The organism is Catellatospora sp. NPDC049111 (assembly GCF_040648615.1).
Lineage (GTDB): Bacteria > Actinomycetota > Actinomycetes > Mycobacteriales > Micromonosporaceae > Catellatospora > Catellatospora aurea.
Map to the genome: position 1 here is coordinate 69810 of NZ_JBEZEB010000017.1, position 15665 is coordinate 85474.

A 15665-nucleotide genomic window follows, 5' to 3' on the forward strand; every position below is an offset into this window, starting at 1 on the left:
CGGCCGGAACGTCATCGTCTTGCGACCCTGCGGCGCCTGCCGCGTCCCGGCCGCGGTCCGATCGCGCGGCGGCTCCTGCCGCAGCCTCGCCGCCAGAGCCGTCCCACGGAGCATGCCGTGACCCTGCCCGCCGCCGACGCGCTGCAACGCAGCGACGCACTGCTCGCGCGCCGTACGCCGGTCGCGAAGATCGTCGCGTTGGCGCTGTTCACCACCGCCGCGCTGTTCACCCGGGATGTGGCCGCGCTCGGTTTCGCGCTGGTGGTGACGTTCCTGGCCGCGCCGCTGTTCGGGATCACGCCCTGGGGGCTGCTGCGGCGCGGCTGGCCCGCGCTGCTCGGCGCGGCGACCGTGGTGCTGTCGCTGGCGCTGTTCGCCGCGGACCGGTCGGGGACCGTGCTGGTCGACTTCGGGCCGGTGGTGATCACGACGACGGTGCTCGGCAACGCGCTGTCGCTGGCGCTGCGGCTGCTGGCCATCGCGCTGCCCAGCATCCTGGTGTTCAGCACCACCGACCCGACCGACCTGGCCGACTCGCTGATCCAGCACGCCCGGGTCTCGCCCCGCTTCGCGATCGGCGCGCTGGCCGCGTTCCGGCTGGTCGGGCTGCTCGGCGAGGAGTGGCAGATGATCGCGATGGCGCGCCGGGCCCGCGGCATCGACGCCGGGCACCACCCGCTGCGCTGGCTGAGACTGTTCGCCGGCACCGCGTTCGGCCTGCTGGTCGGCGCGATCCGGCGCGGCACCCGGCTGGCCGTCGCGATGGACGCCCGCGGCTTCGACTCCGGCCTGCCCCGCACCGTGGCCCGCCCGATGCCCTGGCGTTTCGCGGACTGGCTCCTGGTCGCGGCCGGCGCGCTGCTGGCCCTGGCCATCCAGCTCATAGCCCACCGCTGACCGCGCCCCGCCCCGGCAGGGACGCGCGACACGCAAGATCGTCGGACTTGCCTGGCACCTGTGCGTATCTTGAATGCGAATACCCACACGTGCCAGGCAAGTCGAACGATCAAGACGCGACGCGACGCGGCGCGGGACGGCCGCCGAGGTCAGGCCGCGGGGGCGGGCGGGGCGACCGGGTTGGGCAGGGCGCCGCCGAAGCGGCGGTCGCGCTGGGCGTAGAGCTCGCAGGCGTACCAGAGGTGGCGGCGGTCGAAGTCGGGCCACAGCGTGTCCAGGTAGACATGCTCGGCGTACGCGGACTGCCAGATCAGGTAGTTGCTGGTGCGCTGCTCGCCCGACGGGCGCAGGAACAGGTCCACGTCCGGCACCTCGGGGTGGTAGAGGTACTTCCCGAACGTCTTCTCGTTGATCTTGTCGGCCTTGAGGCGGCCCTCGGCCACGTCCCGGGCGATCGCGGCCGCCGCGTCGGCGATCTCCGCCTGGCCGCCGTAGTTCACGCAGAACTGCAGGGTGAGCTTGGTGTTGTGGCGGCTCATCTGCTCGGCCGTCTCCAGCTCGTCGATGACGCTCTTCCACAGCCGCCCGCGCCGGCCCGACCAAACGATGCGTACGCCCAGGTCGTTGAGCATGTCGCGGCGGCGGCGGATGACGTCGCGGTTGAAGCCCATCAGGAAGCGCACCTCCTCCGGCGAGCGCTTCCAGTTCTCCGTCGAGAACGCATACGCCGACAGGTACGGCACGCCGATCTCCAGCGCCCCCTCGATCGTGTCGAACAGGGAGAACTCGCCGCGCTTGTGGCCCTCGGTGCGGGGCAGCCCGCGCTCCTTGGCCCAGCGGCCGTTGCCGTCCATGACGATGGCGATGTGCTTGGGCAGCGCCTCACCGGGCAGCTTGGGCGGGGTCGCGCCGGACGGGTGCGGCGTCGGCGCCTTCGGCTCCCGAGCCTGCCGGATTCTGATCAAGGCGCTCCCCTGTCTGTTCACGGTCGCCACCGGCGATCCGGCCAGGTCCGGGGCTCAGCCCGGCTCCCGGCGATCAACCAACGGCAGAGAGCGTAGCTGCCGCTCCAGGTGCCACTGCAAATGCGCCGCCACGAAACCCGCACACTCGCGCTGCACCGGCGGCTCGGATTTCTCCGCCGCGGGCCAGTCCCCTTCCAGCAGGGCCGACATCAGATCCAGGGTGGCCGGGTCGGGATGGGCGGCTCCGGGCGGGCGGCAGTTCAGGCAGGTGACCCCACCGGCGGGTACGGAGAACGCCCGGTGCGGCCCCGCCTCCCCGCACACCGCGCAGTCCCGCAGCGCCGGGGCCCAGCCCGCCTGCGCCATGGCCCGCAGCAGGTATGCGTCGAGCACCAGCGGACCGGGCCGGAGCCCTTCCGCGAGCGCCCGCAGCGCGCCCAGGGTGAGCTGGTAGAGCCGCAGCGCGGGTTCCCGCTCGACCGGGGTCAGCCGCTCGGCCAGCTCCACGATCGCGCTGGCCGCCGTGTAGCGGGGGTAGTCGGTCAGGAAGCGGCGGCCGAACAGGTCGCGGCCCTCGACCTGGGTGACGGTGTCCAGCGAGCTGCCCTCGCTGCACTGCACGTCCACGTGCCCGAACGGTTCCAGCCGTGCCCCGAAGCGCGACGTGGTGCGGCGCACCCCCTTGGCGACCGCGCGCACCCGCCCGTGCTGGCGGGTCAGCAGTGTCACGATCCGGTCGGCCTCGCCGAGTTTCTGCACCCGCAGCACGATCGCGTCATCGCGATACAGCGGTCGGCGCATCCCCGGCATGCCGACGACCCTACCGGTCCCCGGCGACTAGAAACCCAGCCGCCGGAGTTGGCGGGGGTCGCGTTGCCAGTCCTTGGCCACGCGGACGTGGAGGTCCAGGTAGATCTTGGTGCCGAGGAGTTCCTGGATGTCGGCGCGGGCCTTGGTGCCGACCTCCTTGAGGCGGGAGCCGCGGGCACCGATCATGATGGCCTTCTGGCTCTGCCGCTCGACATAGACGTCGGCGTACACCTTGGTCAGGCCGTCCTCGGGGATGATCTCCTCGACCAGCACGGCGATCGAGTGCGGCAGCTCGTCGCGCACCCCCTCCAGGGCCGCTTCGCGGATCATCTCGGCGATCAGCACGTGCTCGGGCTCGTCGGTGAGCATGCTGTCCGGGTAGAGCTGCGGCGACTTCGGCAGGTGCCCGACCATCACGTCGACCAGCGTGTCGAGCTGCGAGTTGGCGACCGCGCTGACCGGCACCACGTCGGCGAACTCGCCGAGCGCGTTGACCGCGAGCAGCTGCTCGGCCAGGGTCTTCTTGTCCACCAGGTCGGTCTTGGTGACCACCGCGACCACGGTCGCCTTGAGCCCGGCGATCTCCCCCGCGATGAAGGTGTCGCCCTTGCCGACCGGCTCGTTGGCGGGGATGCACAGGCCGATCACGTCGACCTCGCTCCAGGTCGCGCGGACCAGGTCGTTGAGGCGCTCGCCCAGCAGGGTGCGCGGGCGGTGCAGCCCGGGGGTGTCCACGAGCACCAGCTGCGCTTCGGGGCGGTGCAGCACGGCGCGGATGACGTGCCGCGTGGTCTGCGGTTTGTTCGACGTGATCGCGATCTTCTGCCCGACGATCGCGTTCGTCAGAGTCGACTTGCCCGCGTTCGGCCGCCCCACAAAGCAGGCGAACCCGGCACGGTATGAGTTATCCGCCACCTGCCCAACCTACCGTCAGGGCAGGAAGGCAGGCTCATCGGCGTACCCCCGGCGAGCGGCGGGCTGCTCGGCCACGAGCGCGGCGAACAGGTCGTCGACCGGGGTCTGCAGCAGGTCGGCCAGCGGGACCAGGGTTGTCGCACCGTCCGCGTACGCCCCGAACAGCTCGGCCACCAGCCGGGCGGGCTGCCGCGGGACCTGCGCCGCGCTCAACCGGGCCAGCAGCGCCTGCCTGCCGGTGGGGCCGCGCTGGCAGCGGGCCGCCGTCCACAGGCCCAGTTCGGCCTGGCGGGCCGCGTCGAGCAACCCGAGCCCACGCAGCCGGGCCGCCATCGCCCCGGCCGAGACGCCGAACAGCCCGACCAGCTCCGCGAACACGGCATCGGTGACCGCAGCCGGGGGCAGCGGCTCGGCGGGCGGCAGGTCCATCGCCGCGCGTAGTTCGGCGGCGGGCATCAGGAAGGCGGCGGCGAAGGCGTCGGCGCGCTGCTCCAGGGCGGCACGCTGGCGGCCCGGCGCGAGGTGCTGGTCGAGCAGCGGCTGCGTGGCATCCCCGGCCAGCACGTGGCCTAGGGCGTGGGCGAGCGCGAAGCGCTGCCGGGTGAACTGGCTGGAGGCGTTGGCCAGCACGAGCCGGCCGTGAGCGGACTGCCAGGCCAGCGCATCGGCGCTGCCGGGCAGCGCGGTGACCGCGACGTCCACGGCGAGGGCCCGCTCGACGGTGGCCGCCAACTCGGCGGTGGGCAGCGTGCCCAGGCTCGGTGTCCCGGCGTCGCGTACCGCGGCGACGGCCAGGTCGGCGAGCGCACGGCCCGCCGGTCCCGGTGCTCCGGTGGGGGGCGTGGGCAGAGCCGGCAACGGCGGTCGGCGGCCGAGCAGTCGCAGCCGCTCGTACGCCGTGGCGTAGCGGTCGACCAGCGCGCGGATCTCGTCTCCGGCGCTGGGCTCGGCTCCGGGCAGGGCGGGTTCGCGGGTGCGGCCGGTGAGCAGCCAGTCCACGCTGACGTCGCCCGCGTCGGCGATGAGGGCCAGCTCCAGCGAGGTGAAGCGGCGCACCGCGTTGAGCGACTTGGACAGCTTGTCGGCGCTGATGCCGACCAGCTCGCTGAAGGCGGCCTGGCTCGGCGACACCCGGGTGATCACCGAACGGACGCGGTCGATCACGCCTTCATCCATGTCCATCACCGTAATGAGGGGTCGCGATAATCGCAACGGCCGTCAGGACGGTTGACACACACCCGCCCGCGGTCACGGGCGCGCACCCCGGCTCCGGTACGGTGATCCCCGTGGAGCTGCTGCACTCGGGCAAGGTCAGGGACGTCTACCGCGACGGCGAGGACATCATTCTGGTGGCGTCGGACCGGCTCTCGGTCTACGACGTGATCATGCCGACGCCGGTGCCGGACAAGGGGCGGGTGCTCACCCAGCTCTCGCTCTGGTGGTTCGAGCAGCTCAAGGACATCGTGCCGAACCACGTCATCTCCGGCGACGACGTGCCGGCCGAGTTCGCCGGGCGCGCGCTGCGCTGCCGCTCGCTGGACATCGTGCCGGTGGAGTGTGTGGCCCGCGGTTACCTGACCGGGGGCGGGCTCAAGGAGTACCAGGCGAGCGGGTCCGTGTCCGGGGTCGTGCTGCCCGCCGGGCTGACCGAGGCGTCGCGGCTGGACGAGCCGGTGTTCACCCCGTCCACCAAGGCCCCGGCCGGCGAGAAGGACATGCCGATCTCGTACGCCGAGGTGGTCGACAAGGTCGGCGCGGACACCGCGGAGCGGCTGCGCGACATCACGCTGGCCGTGTACGCCCGGGGACGCGACATCGCCGCCGAGCGGGGCATCATCCTGGCCGACACGAAGATCGAGCTGGGCTGGGCGACCGACGGCACGCTGGTGCTGGGCGACGAGGTGCTGACGCCGGACTCCTCGCGGTTCTGGCCCGCCGACGGCTACGCGCCCGGCCGGGTGCAGCCGAGCTTCGACAAGCAGTTCGTCCGCGACTGGGCGGTCGGCACGGGCTGGGACAAGACGCCGCCCGCACCCGAGGTGCCCGAGGACATCATCGCGGCCACCCGGGCGCGCTACATCGAGGCGTACGAGCGGCTCACCGGCCTGGCCTGGTCCTGACCCGACGGTCGTTGCCCGGCCCGCGCGCGCCGAGCTAGCCTGGCCGTATGGCCCGCGAGACCTACCTGGAGACCCGGCGGCGGCTCGGCCTGCCGGAGATCCCGCAGGAGCTGCTCGACGAGTTCCGCGCCCAGCTGGAGCTGGAGGAGCAGCGCCGCAACGATCCGGAGTGGATCGCCGAGCAGGAGGCCAACTACGAGGCCGTGCTGGCGCGGCTGCAGCGGAAGGCCCGGTGAGACCGGCCGGCCGTGTCCTGGACACGGGCGCGATCCGGCGCTACGCGGCCGCGGACAGCCTGACCGTCAGCGCGGCGCTGGCGGGCCTGGAGGCCGGCGGGTTCACCGCACTGGTGCCCGCGCTGTGCCTGAGCGAGGCGTACTGGATGGCCGACCGTGCCGACGAGCCGATGCTGGACGTGCTGCGCACGCTGCCGCAGGTCGAGGTCGTCCCGCTCAGCGCCGGGGACGCGCAGGCCGTCGGCGGGCTGGCCCACCACTTGGGCACCCTCGGGATGTCCCATGCCTGCCTGCTCGCGGCGGTGCTGCGTGTGCCGCTGATGACCACGGAACCGGCACTCGCCGGCAAGATCCTCGGTGCGGACCTGCTGCGTGAGGCGTGAACCCGAACGGGCTTTCAGCTTTTGTCGCATTTCTTCACATTAGCGCCATATCACACCGATCATAGATACATGCGTTCTCTGTTCGGCGTGTCGCTTGTCATGTCATCCGTCCTGCTCGGCGTACCGGCACCCGCTACGGCCGGTGCCGACGCGGGCGTGGGGCCGCCGATGCCGCGGGTCGTGTCCGCGAACCCGGTGGACTGGACCCCGCACGTCACCGACGGGCAGGTCTGGGCCATGGCGCTGATCGGCGACACGGTCGTGGTGGGCGGCGACTTCACCAGCACCGCCGACGCCCGCCGCCAGGCCACGGTGAACCGCCGCCACCTGATGGCGTTCCGGCTGTCCGACGGCCAGATCACCGACTTCAGCCCGGAACTCGACGGGCCGGTCTACGCGCTGGCCGAAGGCCCCGACGGCAGCCTGCTCGTGGGCGGCGACTTCACCACGGTCAACGGCCGGCACCGCCGCTCGCTGGCCCGCCTCGACCTGGCCACCGGCCGACTGCACCGCAGCTTCTACGCGCCGGTCGACGGCGACGTGCGCACCCTGGCCGTACTGGGCGGCGAGCTGTATGTCGGCGGCTACTACCGTTCCGTCAGCGGGGTGCCCCGCGCCGGGCTGGCCCGGGTCGACGCGTTGTCCGGCCGCCTCGACGAGGGCTTCGACGCGGGCCTGGCCGAAGGGGTGGAGAACTATCCCCGCGCGGAGGCGATGAGCCTGTCCCCGGACGGCACCCGGCTCGTCGTGATCGGAAACTTCGCCCGGGTGCAGGGCCTGGACCGCCAGCAACTGGTCAGCCTGGACATCACCGGCCCGCAGGCCGTGGTCAGCGACTGGTCCACCGCCTTCTACGGCGTCGACCGCTGCGACGCCCGCTTCGACAGCTACGTGCGCGGCATCGACCACTCGCCCGACGGCTCCTACTTCGTGGTGGTCACCACCGGCCACGACTCCGGACCCGACCTGCCCTGCACCACGGCCGCGCGGTTCGAGACCGCCGGCGGCGGCGAGCACGTCCCGACCTGGATCAACCACACCGGCGGCCACTCCCTGTACGCGGTGGCGGCCACCGGTCCGGCCGTCTACGTCGGTGGTCACCAGTTGTGGCAGGACAACACGTACGGGCAGAAGACGAAGGGCCCCGGCGCGGTGGACCGGCCCGGCATCGCCGCGCTCGACCCGGTGACCGGCCGCGCCTTGGCCTGGAATCCCACCCGCAGCCGCGGCCAGGGCGTACGCGCCTTCGTGACCTGCCCGCAGGGCCTGCTGGTCGGCTCCGACACCGACGAACTGGCCCGCGAGTACCACGCCCGCGTCGGCCTGTTCCCGTACCCGACTCTGTCCGCGCCCGCCTGACCCACTCGACGGGACGGGGCCCCGTTTCCGCCGCGTGGGTCGGCGGGCACGGGGCCCCGAGTCTGCGCACGTCAGTGCCGCACCACCTCAGCGGAACGCGTTGGCGATGTCATCCCAGAGGCCGATCAGGGCGCTCACGAAGGACGGGCCGGGCTCGGCGGGACGCGGCCGCTGCCCCGGGCCGACCGGCGGCTCCGGCTCAGGCGAGGGCTCGACCGGCGGAGCGGAGGGGTCCACGATCGGGTCTGCCGGCGGTGCCGACGGGTCGACGATCGGGTCCACCGGGCCCGCAGACGGATCCACAATGGGGTCCACCGGCGGCGCGGACGGGTCCACCGGGCCCGCGGACGGGTCCACGATCGGGTCGGTGGGCGGCGCGGACGGGTCGACGATCGGGTCCACCGGACCCGCAGACGGATCCACGATGGGCTCGACCGGCGGCGCGGACGGATCCGTGATCGGATCGACAGGCGGGGTGAACGGGTCCACGATCGGCGGCTCCACCGGGTCCGTCGACGGCTCCGCGGTCGGCGTCAAGGCCTTCACCCGCAGTCCGGTGCCCTTGGCGGGCTTGGCCTCCGCCGAGGGCGGGCCCGACGGCCCCGGTGCCACCGACGGTGACGCGGAAGGCCCGTCGGACGGTGACGCGGAGGGTCCGTCGGACGGTGGCCCCGAGGGGTCCGGCGACGCGGAAGCCGAACCCGACGGGGCCGGGTCGGCCGACGCGGAGGGACCGGGGCCGGCGGCACCGGGGTCCACCGAAGCAGACGGTTCCGGTGAAGCGGACGGATCCGGGTCGGCTGACGCGGACGGGTCCGGGGTGGGCGAATCGGACGGGTCCGGAGCGACCGGCGGCAGGACCGTGCCCTCGGCCGGGCAGGTGCGGGCCAGCACGAACAGCGGCGCGGTGCCGGTGATCTCGGCCTTGGCGCCGGTGAGGGTCCAGCCCTCCGGCACCGCGATCCACGCCTTGCTGGTGTTCGCCCGCAGCACGACGCCACCGCCCTCGGTGGGCACGACCGCGGTGGCCTCGGTGCCCTCGGGGGTGCTGAACGTGGCGGTGACGCTGACGAAGTCGCCGGTCTTCGCGTGGTCGCCGGGCAGCTTGAACACCCAGACGTCCTGACCGGACAGCGGCCCGCCGCCGAATGCCGGGTCGCAGACGTGGTTCTCGAACGCCGCGGCGGTGAAGCCGAGGCTGGCCGGCAGGATGTCGACGGGCGCGTTCGCCCACGCCTTCGCGGGCTGGCCGCCGAGGTCGGTTCCCGCGAACACCAGCGCCATCCCGAAGGTCAGCGCCGCCATCCCGCAGGCGGCGAGTGGCCGGTGTCCGGGTCGGATGAGTCGGAAGTTGAGACGTCGCATGCATACCTCCACTGAGCTCGACGCAGCCCAGGGACTACCCATGCCGATTTGTCTCAAACCGGACTAATCAGGTTTTTTGGGAAAAAAGGTAGATCAGTGCAGCGTGCTGGCCCGCCCGGTGCTGTCGCGTATCACCAGCTCAGCGGGGGCGGGCACGAGCCGTCCGCCCGGCTCGTCGTCGAGCAGCAGCCGCATGGCCCGCGCGCCGATGTCGGCCAGCTGCAACCGCACCGTGGTCAGCGCCGGAGTGAGGTCGGTCGCGACCGGCAGGTCGTCGAAGCCCGCCACGGAGATCTGCTCCGGCACGGGGCGGGCCAACTCGCGCAGGGCGGCCAGAGCGCCGGCCGCCATCAGGTCGTTCAGCGCGAAGATCGCGGTCAGCTCGGGGTGACGGCTCAGCAGCTCACGGGTCGCAACACGACCGCCTTCGCGGGTGAAGTCGGCGTGGACCAACCGCGGCCCGGTCACCACGGAGGTGAAGCCGGCCAGCCGCTGGGCAACCGTGGCCAGGCCCGCCGGGCCGGTGATCACCCCGATCTCGCGGTGCCCCAGCGCGACCAGGTGCTCGGCGATGAGGCGGCCGCCGCCGTACTGGTCCGGTTCGACGGTGTCGATGCCGGTGCCGTGCGCGCCGATAGCGGCCACCCGGCCGCCCGACTCCGCGAACGCCGCCACCTCCTCGGCGAACGGCTCGCCGACGAACGCCGAGCCCGCCAGCAGCACCGCGCGGGCCCGCTGCGCGCGCAGCCGGGCCAGGTAATCGCGCTCCAGCCCCGGATCGCGGAAGGTGTTGGCCACCAGCACCATCAGGTCGTGCTCGCGGGCCACGTCCATCGCGCCGGCCGCGATCGCGGCGAAGTACGGGTCGGCGATGTCGTGCACCAGCACCCCGACGACCGTGCTGCGCGAGCGGGCCAGCGACTGCGCCGGGGCGTGCGCGACGTAGCGCAGCTCGGCGGCCGCGGTGGTGACCCGCTCGGCGAGCGCCTCGGCGACTCTGCGCCCACCGCTGCCGTGCAGCACGCGGGACGCGGTGGCCAGCGAGACACCGGCCGCCGTGGCGACCTGCTGCAGCGTGACGGCGCCGCCGGGCGCTCTGGTTGACGAGGTTCGAGGCATGGGCGTAGGGTACCGCCTCGCAGGCGGAAAGCGCTTTCCACCCCCGCCCTCGCCGCAACTCCTCCCGAGAGGCGGCCCCCGATCCCGACAGGTCGTGCGCGCGTCACGACCTGCCAGACCGAGAGGTACGAGCATGGACCGCAGAACTGTCGGCATCGTCATGAACGGTGTCACCGGCCGGATGGGCTACCGCCAGCACCTGGTGCGGTCCATCCTGGCCATCCGCGAGCAGGGCGGCCTCACCCTCGCCGACGGCACGGTGGTGTGGCCGGAGCCGGTGCTCGTCGGCCGCAACGCCGCGAAGCTGGAGCAGCTCGCCGAACTGCACGGGCTCACCCGTTACACGACCGACCTGGCCGCGGCTCTGGCCGACGACAGCAACGAGATCTACTTCGACGCGCAGGTGACCACCGCCCGCGTCGCCGCGCTGCGCCAGGCCATCGCCGCCGGCAAGCACGTCTACACCGAGAAGCCGACCGCCGAGTCGCTGGCCGACGCCGTCGCGCTGGCCGACGAGGCGCGGGCCGCGGGCATCAAGCACGGCGTCGTCGCCGACAAGCTCTACCTGCCGGGCCTGCTCAAGCTGCGCCGCCTGGTCGAGTCGGGCTTCTTCGGCCGCATCCTGTCGGTGCGGGTCGAGTTCGGCTACTGGGTTTTCGAGGGCGACTGGCAGGCCGCGCAGCGTCCGAGCTGGAACTACCGGTCCTCCGACGGCGGCGGCATCATCCTCGACATGTTCCCGCACTGGCGGTACGTGCTCGACCACGTGATCGCCCCGGTGCGTTCGGTCTACGCGCAGATGGCCACGCACATCCCGCAGCGCTGGGACGAGCAGGGCAACGCCTACCCGGCCACCGCCGACGACGCCGCGTACGCCGTGCTGGAGCTGGAAGGTGGCATCGTCGCCTCGGTCAACAGCTCCTGGACCACCCGCGTGGACCGCACCGAGCTGGTCACCTTCCACGTCGACGGCACCGAGGGCAGCGCCGTGGCCGGCCTGCGCAACTGCCGGATCCAGCACCGGGCCACCACCCCGAAGCCGGTGTGGAACCCGGACCTGCCGGTCAGCCACGACTTCCGCGACCAGTGGAGCGAGCTGCCGGAGAACGACGTGTACGACAACGGCTTCAAGCGCCAGTGGGAGGAGTTCCTGGCGTACGTGGTCGCCGACGCGCCGTACGGCCACGACCTGTACGCGGGCGCCCGCGGGGTGCAGCTGGCCGAACTCGGCCTCCAGTCGGCCCGCGAGGGCCGCAAGATCCTGGTCGGCGACCTGTGAGCGCGCAGACCGGGACGGTCGCGCGCAGCCGGGTCTTCTATGCCGCCGCGCACGTGGTGGCCGACCCGGCCGCCGACAACGGGGCGGGCCGCCCGGCGATCGTCGACTGGGACGCGACCATGCGTTTCCGGCACCACCTGTGGTCGCTGGGACTGGGCATCGCCGACGCGATGGACACCGCGCAGCGCGGCATGGGCCTGGACTGGGCCGCGACCACGGAACTGATCCGCCGCAGCGGCGCGGAGGCCAGGTCCGTCGGCGGTCGGCTGGCCTGCGGAGCAGGCACCGACCAACTCCCGCCCGGCGCGCACAGCCTGGCCGCCATCGAGGCGGCGTACGCCGAGCAGCTCGACGTCGTGCAGGAGTCCGGTGCGAAGGTCATCCTGATGGCGTCGCGGGCGCTGGCCGCGGCCGCCACCGGTCCGGCCGACTACCACGCCGTCTACGGCAAGCTGCTGGCGCAGGCCGAGCAGCCGGTGATCCTGCACTGGCTGGGCGACATGTTCGACCCTGCGCTGGCCGGCTACTGGGGCGCGGCCGACCTGGACGCGGCGACCGAGAGCGCGCTGGAGCTGATCCACGCCAACGCGGGCAAGATCGACGGCATCAAGGTGTCGCTGCTCGACGAGGCCCGCGAGGTGGCGATCCGGCGGCGGCTGCCCGAGGGCATACGCCTCTACACCGGCGACGACTTCAACTACCCGCAGCTGATCGCGGGCGACGAGGTCGGCTACTCGGACGCGCTGCTGGGCATCTTCGACGCCATCGCGGTCCCCGCCGCGAAGGCGCTGGAACTGCTCGACGCGGGCGACACCGCCGGATTCCGCGCGGTCCTCGACCCGACCGTGCCGCTGGCCAAGCACATCTTCGGCGCGCCGACCTACCACTACAAGACCGGCATCGTGTTCCTGGCCTGGCTCAACGGCCACCAGGACCGCTTCGTGATGGTCGGCGGCCAGGAGCACTCCCGCTCCCGGGACCACCTGCTGGAGCTGCACCGCCTGGCCGGGGAGGCGGGCGTGCTCGACGACCCCGACCTGGCCGCCGACCGGCTCGCGCGCTACCTGGACGGCACCGCATGAGGCTGTCGCTGAACACCGCCACGATCAAGAAGGCGACGCTGGCGCAGGCCGCCCGGCTGTGCTCCGAGAACGGCATCACCGGCATCGGGCCGTGGCGGGACGTGGTCGAGGCGGCGGGCGGGGCGAAGGCCGCCCGGCGGCTGCTCGACCAGCACGTGCTGACCGTCACCAGCCTGTGCCGGGGCGGCTTCGTCACCACCGGCTCGGCTGCATCGCTCGACGACAACCGGCGCGCCATCGAGGAGGCCGCCGCCCTCGGCACCGCCGAGCTGGTGCTGGTCGTCGGCGGGCTGGCCGAGGGCTCCAAGGACCTGCCCGCGGCCCGCGCCAACGTGGCCCGCGCCCTGGAGCAGCTCGTGCCGTATGCGAGCGGCCTCGGCGTACGCCTGGCGATCGAGCCCTTGCACCCGATGTTCTGCGCCGACCGGGCGGTGGTCTCCACCCTCGGCCAGGCTCTGGACCTGGCCGAGCCGTTCGCCCCGCACGAGGTCGGCGTCGTCGTCGACACCTACCACGTGTGGTGGGACCCGCAGCTGTTCGCGCAGATCAGCCGCGCCGAGGGCCGCATCTCGGCGTACCAGGTCTGCGACTGGGTCGTCCCGCTGCCCGCGGACATGCTGCTCGGCCGGGGCCACGTCGGCGACGGCCACATCGACTTCGCCCCGATCACCGACGCGGTCCGCCGCGCGGGCTACACCGGCCACGTCGAGGTCGAGATCTTCAACCAGACGATCTGGGACACCGACCCCGCCGACACCGTGAAAACGGTCGTCGACCGCCACCTCACCCACCTCGGCCCCGTCTGAGAACGAAGGAAGGGCACCTTCACAACGCTATGCGTTGTAGAAGGTGCCCTTCCTTTCGTCTGTCAGGCGGTGCCTGCGGCGGCGATGGAGCCGTCGGGGGTGGCCAGGTAGACGGGGATGCCGGTGGTGACGTCGCGGACAGCGGCCAGGTCCTGGCCGTCGACCTTCGACGCCTCGGTGACCACGAGGGCCGCCTCCAGCGTGCTCGCGCCCGCGGCGACCGCCGAGGCCACCGCGAGCCGCAGCGCCGACACGGAGAACGACGGCAGGTTGATGCTCACCCCGGTGTACGTGCGCCCGTCGCCGTCGCGCACCGCCGCGCCCTCGATCGCGCCGATCCGGGCGCGGGCCGAGCGGGCCATGGTGAGCAGCTTGCGGTCCTCGGCGGAGACGGACTCTCCGGTGACGTCAGACATCTGCCATGTGCCTTTCGGAGGGGGTCGTCTCGTCGGCCGGCTCCTCGCGCTTCACGAGCACCGTGTCGATGTGGTTGCGGCGGCCGGTGGTGCCCTCGGCGACCAGGGTCAGCCCGCCCACCGACACCCGCGCGCCGGGGATCGGCACCCGGCCCAGCGCCTGGGCGAGCAGGCCGGCGACGGTCTCCACCTCGTCGGCGGGCAGCTCGACGTCGAACAGCTCGCCGAGGTCCTCGATGGGCAGCCGCCCGGTCACCCGGACCGCGCCGTCCTCCAGCCGCTCGACCGGCGGCCGCTCGACGTCGTACTCGTCGGTGATCTCGCCGACGATCTCCTCGAGGATGTCCTCGATGGTGATCAGGCCGGCGGTGCCGCCGTACTCGTCGATGACGATGGCGAGGTGGGTGCGGGCGGCCTGCATCTCCGACAGCAGGTCGTCGACGGGCTTGAACTCGGGCACGAACGCCGCGACCCGCATCAGGTGCTCGACCGGCGTCGCCGCGCCGCCCTCCTGCACCTGGCGGGCCATGTCCTTGAGGTACACCACGCCGAGCACGTCGTCGACGGACTCGCCGATGACCGGCACCCGGGAGAAGCCCGAGCGCAGGGCCAACGCGAGCGCCTGCTCGGCGGTCTTGGTCGACTCCACCCAGACCATCTCGGTGCGGGGCACCATGACCTCGCGGGCGATGGTGTCACCCAGCGCGAACACGGAGTGGATCATCTCGCGCTCGCCGTGCTCCACGACGCCGCGCTGCTCGGCGAGGTCCACCAGCTCGCGCAGCTCCACCTGGGTGCTGGCGAACGGCCCCTCACGGAAGCCCTTGCCCGGGGTGACCGCGTTACCGATGATGATCAGCAGGCTGGCCAGCGGGCCGAGCACCCGGCCGAGCCAGCGCAGCACGGGGGCGGTGTAGCGGCCCACCTCGTACGCGTGCTGGCGGCCTATCGTGCGCGGGGCCACACCCACCACCACGAAGCTGATCACGCTCATCGCGCCGGCGGTGACCAGCGCGGCCGTCCAGCCGGGCCCGAACGTGTCCACGGCTACCAGGGCCACCAGGGTGGTGGCGGTCAGCTCGCACAGCAGCCGCAGCAGCAGGAGCAGGTTGATGTGGCGTACCGCGTCGGCCGCCACCGCCTGCAGCGCCGCCGCGCCGCGTTGGCCTTCCCGGTTGAGCTCCGCCGCGCGGGCGGGAGAGATCACGGCTAGGGCCGATTCGGTCATCGCGAACAGCCCCGCCAGCACCACCAGACCGGCCGCCGACCACAGCAGCGGCACGTCGGGCAGTCCGCCCAGCTCGGTCACGGCACTGCCCCGTCACGAGTCGGGACGGTATGGGCAGGATTCATGATCCGCTCGCCCCGCCCGCTGCCCGAGCCTGCCAACTGTCCAGGAGTTTGCCCTGCAGGGCGAACATCTCCCGCTCCTCCTCCGGCTCGGCGTGGTCGTAGCCGAGCAGATGCAGCACGCCATGGATGGTGAGCATGCTCAGCTCGTCCGCGGTGCTGTAGTCACCGTGCAGCCCGGGGGCGGGCGCATCCGGCACGCTATCACCGGTGCGCATGCGCGGGTCGGCGGAGCCGTACCGCAGCGCCTGCGCCGCGGCCACCTCCGGGCACAACACGATGTCGCCGAGCAGCGACGGCTGCCCGCCGGAGGACTCCGACGGGCCGTGGTCGATGGTGTCCTCGTCCATCGGGAAGGCCAGCACGTCCGTGGGGCCGTCCTTGTCCATCCAGCGGTGGTTGAGCTCCGCCATGTAATCGGAGTCGACCAGCAGCACCGACAGCTCGGCGAGCGGGTTGACCCCCATCTGGACCAGGGCGTGCCGGGCGACGGCGACGATGTTGTCCGCGTCGACGTCGATTCCGGACTCGTTGGCGATCTCGATAGACACTCTTTATTCCTT

Annotated in this window: 17 protein-coding genes; 8 read left to right on the forward strand and 9 right to left on the reverse strand. The window is 72.6% G+C overall.

Annotated features, from left to right (window positions below; all coding sequences use genetic code 11):
• Positions 1 to 123: 123 nt before the first annotated feature.
• The gene (locus AB0B66_RS23220; RefSeq protein WP_360533646.1) at positions 124 to 897 is read left to right on the forward strand and encodes an energy-coupling factor transporter transmembrane component T; all 774 of its coding nucleotides are present in this window, start codon (positions 124 to 126) and stop codon (positions 895 to 897) included.
• Positions 898 to 1046: 149 nt separating this feature from the next.
• On the opposite strand, the gene AB0B66_RS23225 is transcribed toward AB0B66_RS23220, so the two are convergent.
• The 4 genes from AB0B66_RS23225 to AB0B66_RS23240 are packed head-to-tail and all read right to left on the reverse strand — an operon-like array spanning position 1047 to position 4763.
• Positions 1047 to 1862 (reverse strand): isoprenyl transferase, encoded by an 816-nt coding sequence (locus tag AB0B66_RS23225; protein ID WP_360533439.1) that lies wholly within the window; start codon positions 1860 to 1862, stop codon positions 1047 to 1049.
• Between the two features lie 54 nt (positions 1863 to 1916).
• Entirely contained in the window at positions 1917 to 2672 is a 756-nt protein-coding gene (gene recO, locus AB0B66_RS23230; protein ID WP_360533442.1) for a DNA repair protein RecO, read from the reverse strand.
• Positions 2673 to 2699: 27 nt separating this feature from the next.
• Complete coding sequence (gene era, locus AB0B66_RS23235) at positions 2700 to 3587, reverse strand: GTPase Era (protein WP_203692503.1); 888 nt, start codon at positions 3585 to 3587, stop codon at positions 2700 to 2702.
• 15 nt (positions 3588 to 3602) lie between these two features.
• Positions 3603 to 4763 carry an ImmA/IrrE family metallo-endopeptidase gene (locus AB0B66_RS23240; RefSeq protein WP_360533446.1) on the reverse strand — a complete coding sequence of 387 codons (1161 nt, stop codon included), beginning with the start codon at positions 4761 to 4763 and terminating at the stop codon, positions 3603 to 3605.
• A gap of 110 nt (positions 4764 to 4873) precedes the next feature.
• On the opposite strand from AB0B66_RS23240, the gene AB0B66_RS23245 reads away from it, so the two are divergent.
• The 4 genes from AB0B66_RS23245 to AB0B66_RS23260 all read left to right on the forward strand — a co-directional run bounded on the left by AB0B66_RS23245 (position 4874) and on the right by AB0B66_RS23260 (position 7685).
• Positions 4874 to 5707, forward strand: coding sequence for a phosphoribosylaminoimidazolesuccinocarboxamide synthase (locus AB0B66_RS23245; RefSeq protein ID WP_360533449.1), 834 nt, complete (start codon positions 4874 to 4876; stop codon positions 5705 to 5707).
• A 47-nt stretch (positions 5708 to 5754) separates the two neighbouring features.
• Positions 5755 to 5943: a hypothetical protein gene (locus AB0B66_RS23250; protein ID WP_360533452.1), complete on the forward strand. Its 189-nt coding sequence runs from the start codon at positions 5755 to 5757 to the stop codon at positions 5941 to 5943.
• Positions 5940 to 6326, forward strand: coding sequence for a hypothetical protein (locus AB0B66_RS23255; protein WP_360533455.1), 387 nt, complete (start codon positions 5940 to 5942; stop codon positions 6324 to 6326). The genes AB0B66_RS23250 and AB0B66_RS23255 overlap by 4 nt, the downstream gene beginning before the upstream one ends.
• Positions 6327 to 6395: 69 nt before the next feature.
• A complete protein-coding gene (locus AB0B66_RS23260) occupies positions 6396 to 7685 on the forward strand; it encodes a delta-60 repeat domain-containing protein (protein WP_360533458.1) in 1290 nt (429 codons plus the stop codon).
• An 87-nt stretch (positions 7686 to 7772) separates the two neighbouring features.
• On the opposite strand, the gene AB0B66_RS23265 is transcribed toward AB0B66_RS23260, so the two are convergent.
• Both AB0B66_RS23265 and AB0B66_RS23270 read right to left on the reverse strand, forming a co-directional pair.
• A complete protein-coding gene (locus tag AB0B66_RS23265; RefSeq protein ID WP_360533461.1) occupies positions 7773 to 9050 on the reverse strand; it encodes a hypothetical protein in 1278 nt (425 codons plus the stop codon).
• Positions 9051 to 9143: 93 nt separating this feature from the next.
• Positions 9144 to 10169, reverse strand: a complete 1026-nt coding sequence (locus tag AB0B66_RS23270) for a LacI family DNA-binding transcriptional regulator (protein ID WP_360533464.1) — start codon at positions 10167 to 10169, stop codon at positions 9144 to 9146.
• A gap of 133 nt (positions 10170 to 10302) precedes the next feature.
• Here AB0B66_RS23270 and AB0B66_RS23275 point away from each other — a divergent pair, with 133 nt between their 5' ends.
• Genes AB0B66_RS23275 through AB0B66_RS23285 form a run of 3 tightly spaced genes read left to right on the forward strand, consistent with a single transcriptional unit; the run spans position 10303 to position 13336 of the window.
• Positions 10303 to 11448: a Gfo/Idh/MocA family oxidoreductase gene (locus AB0B66_RS23275; RefSeq protein WP_360533467.1), complete on the forward strand. Its 1146-nt coding sequence runs from the start codon at positions 10303 to 10305 to the stop codon at positions 11446 to 11448.
• Positions 11445 to 12530: a dihydrodipicolinate synthase family protein gene (locus AB0B66_RS23280; protein WP_360533470.1), complete on the forward strand. Its 1086-nt coding sequence runs from the start codon at positions 11445 to 11447 to the stop codon at positions 12528 to 12530. The genes AB0B66_RS23275 and AB0B66_RS23280 overlap by 4 nt, the downstream gene beginning before the upstream one ends.
• Positions 12527 to 13336, forward strand: coding sequence for a sugar phosphate isomerase/epimerase (locus AB0B66_RS23285; RefSeq protein ID WP_360533473.1), 810 nt, complete (start codon positions 12527 to 12529; stop codon positions 13334 to 13336). The genes AB0B66_RS23280 and AB0B66_RS23285 overlap by 4 nt, the downstream gene beginning before the upstream one ends.
• Positions 13337 to 13398: 62 nt before the next feature.
• On the opposite strand, the gene AB0B66_RS23290 is transcribed toward AB0B66_RS23285, so the two are convergent.
• The 3 genes from AB0B66_RS23290 to ybeY are packed head-to-tail and all read right to left on the reverse strand — an operon-like array spanning position 13399 to position 15653.
• On the reverse strand, positions 13399 to 13752 hold the full coding sequence (locus AB0B66_RS23290) for a cytidine deaminase (protein ID WP_360533476.1): 354 nt from the start codon (positions 13750 to 13752) through the stop codon (positions 13399 to 13401).
• On the reverse strand, positions 13745 to 15061 hold the full coding sequence (locus AB0B66_RS23295) for a hemolysin family protein (protein WP_360533479.1): 1317 nt from the start codon (positions 15059 to 15061) through the stop codon (positions 13745 to 13747). The genes AB0B66_RS23290 and AB0B66_RS23295 overlap by 8 nt, the downstream gene beginning before the upstream one ends.
• Before the next feature lie 40 nt (positions 15062 to 15101).
• Positions 15102 to 15653 carry an rRNA maturation RNase YbeY gene (ybeY, locus tag AB0B66_RS23300; RefSeq protein WP_203692514.1) on the reverse strand — a complete coding sequence of 184 codons (552 nt, stop codon included), beginning with the start codon at positions 15651 to 15653 and terminating at the stop codon, positions 15102 to 15104.
• Positions 15654 to 15665: the final 12 nt, after the last annotated feature.

Coding starts and splice junctions, on each gene's coding strand:
- recO (WP_360533442.1), bottom strand. CDS start 2,672: ATGCCGGGGATGCGCCGACCGCTGTATCGCGATGACGCGATCGTGCTG.
- AB0B66_RS23240 (WP_360533446.1), bottom strand. CDS start 4,763: ATGGATGAAGGCGTGATCGACCGCGTCCGTTCGGTGATCACCCGGGTG.
- AB0B66_RS23250 (WP_360533452.1), top strand. CDS start 5,755: ATGGCCCGCGAGACCTACCTGGAGACCCGGCGGCGGCTCGGCCTGCCG.
- AB0B66_RS23260 (WP_360533458.1), top strand. CDS start 6,396: ATGCGTTCTCTGTTCGGCGTGTCGCTTGTCATGTCATCCGTCCTGCTC.
- AB0B66_RS23265 (WP_360533461.1), bottom strand. CDS start 9,050: ATGCGACGTCTCAACTTCCGACTCATCCGACCCGGACACCGGCCACTC.
- AB0B66_RS23270 (WP_360533464.1), bottom strand. CDS start 10,169: ATGCCTCGAACCTCGTCAACCAGAGCGCCCGGCGGCGCCGTCACGCTG.
- AB0B66_RS23275 (WP_360533467.1), top strand. CDS start 10,303: ATGGACCGCAGAACTGTCGGCATCGTCATGAACGGTGTCACCGGCCGG.
- AB0B66_RS23285 (WP_360533473.1), top strand. CDS start 12,527: ATGAGGCTGTCGCTGAACACCGCCACGATCAAGAAGGCGACGCTGGCG.
- AB0B66_RS23290 (WP_360533476.1), bottom strand. CDS start 13,752: ATGTCTGACGTCACCGGAGAGTCCGTCTCCGCCGAGGACCGCAAGCTG.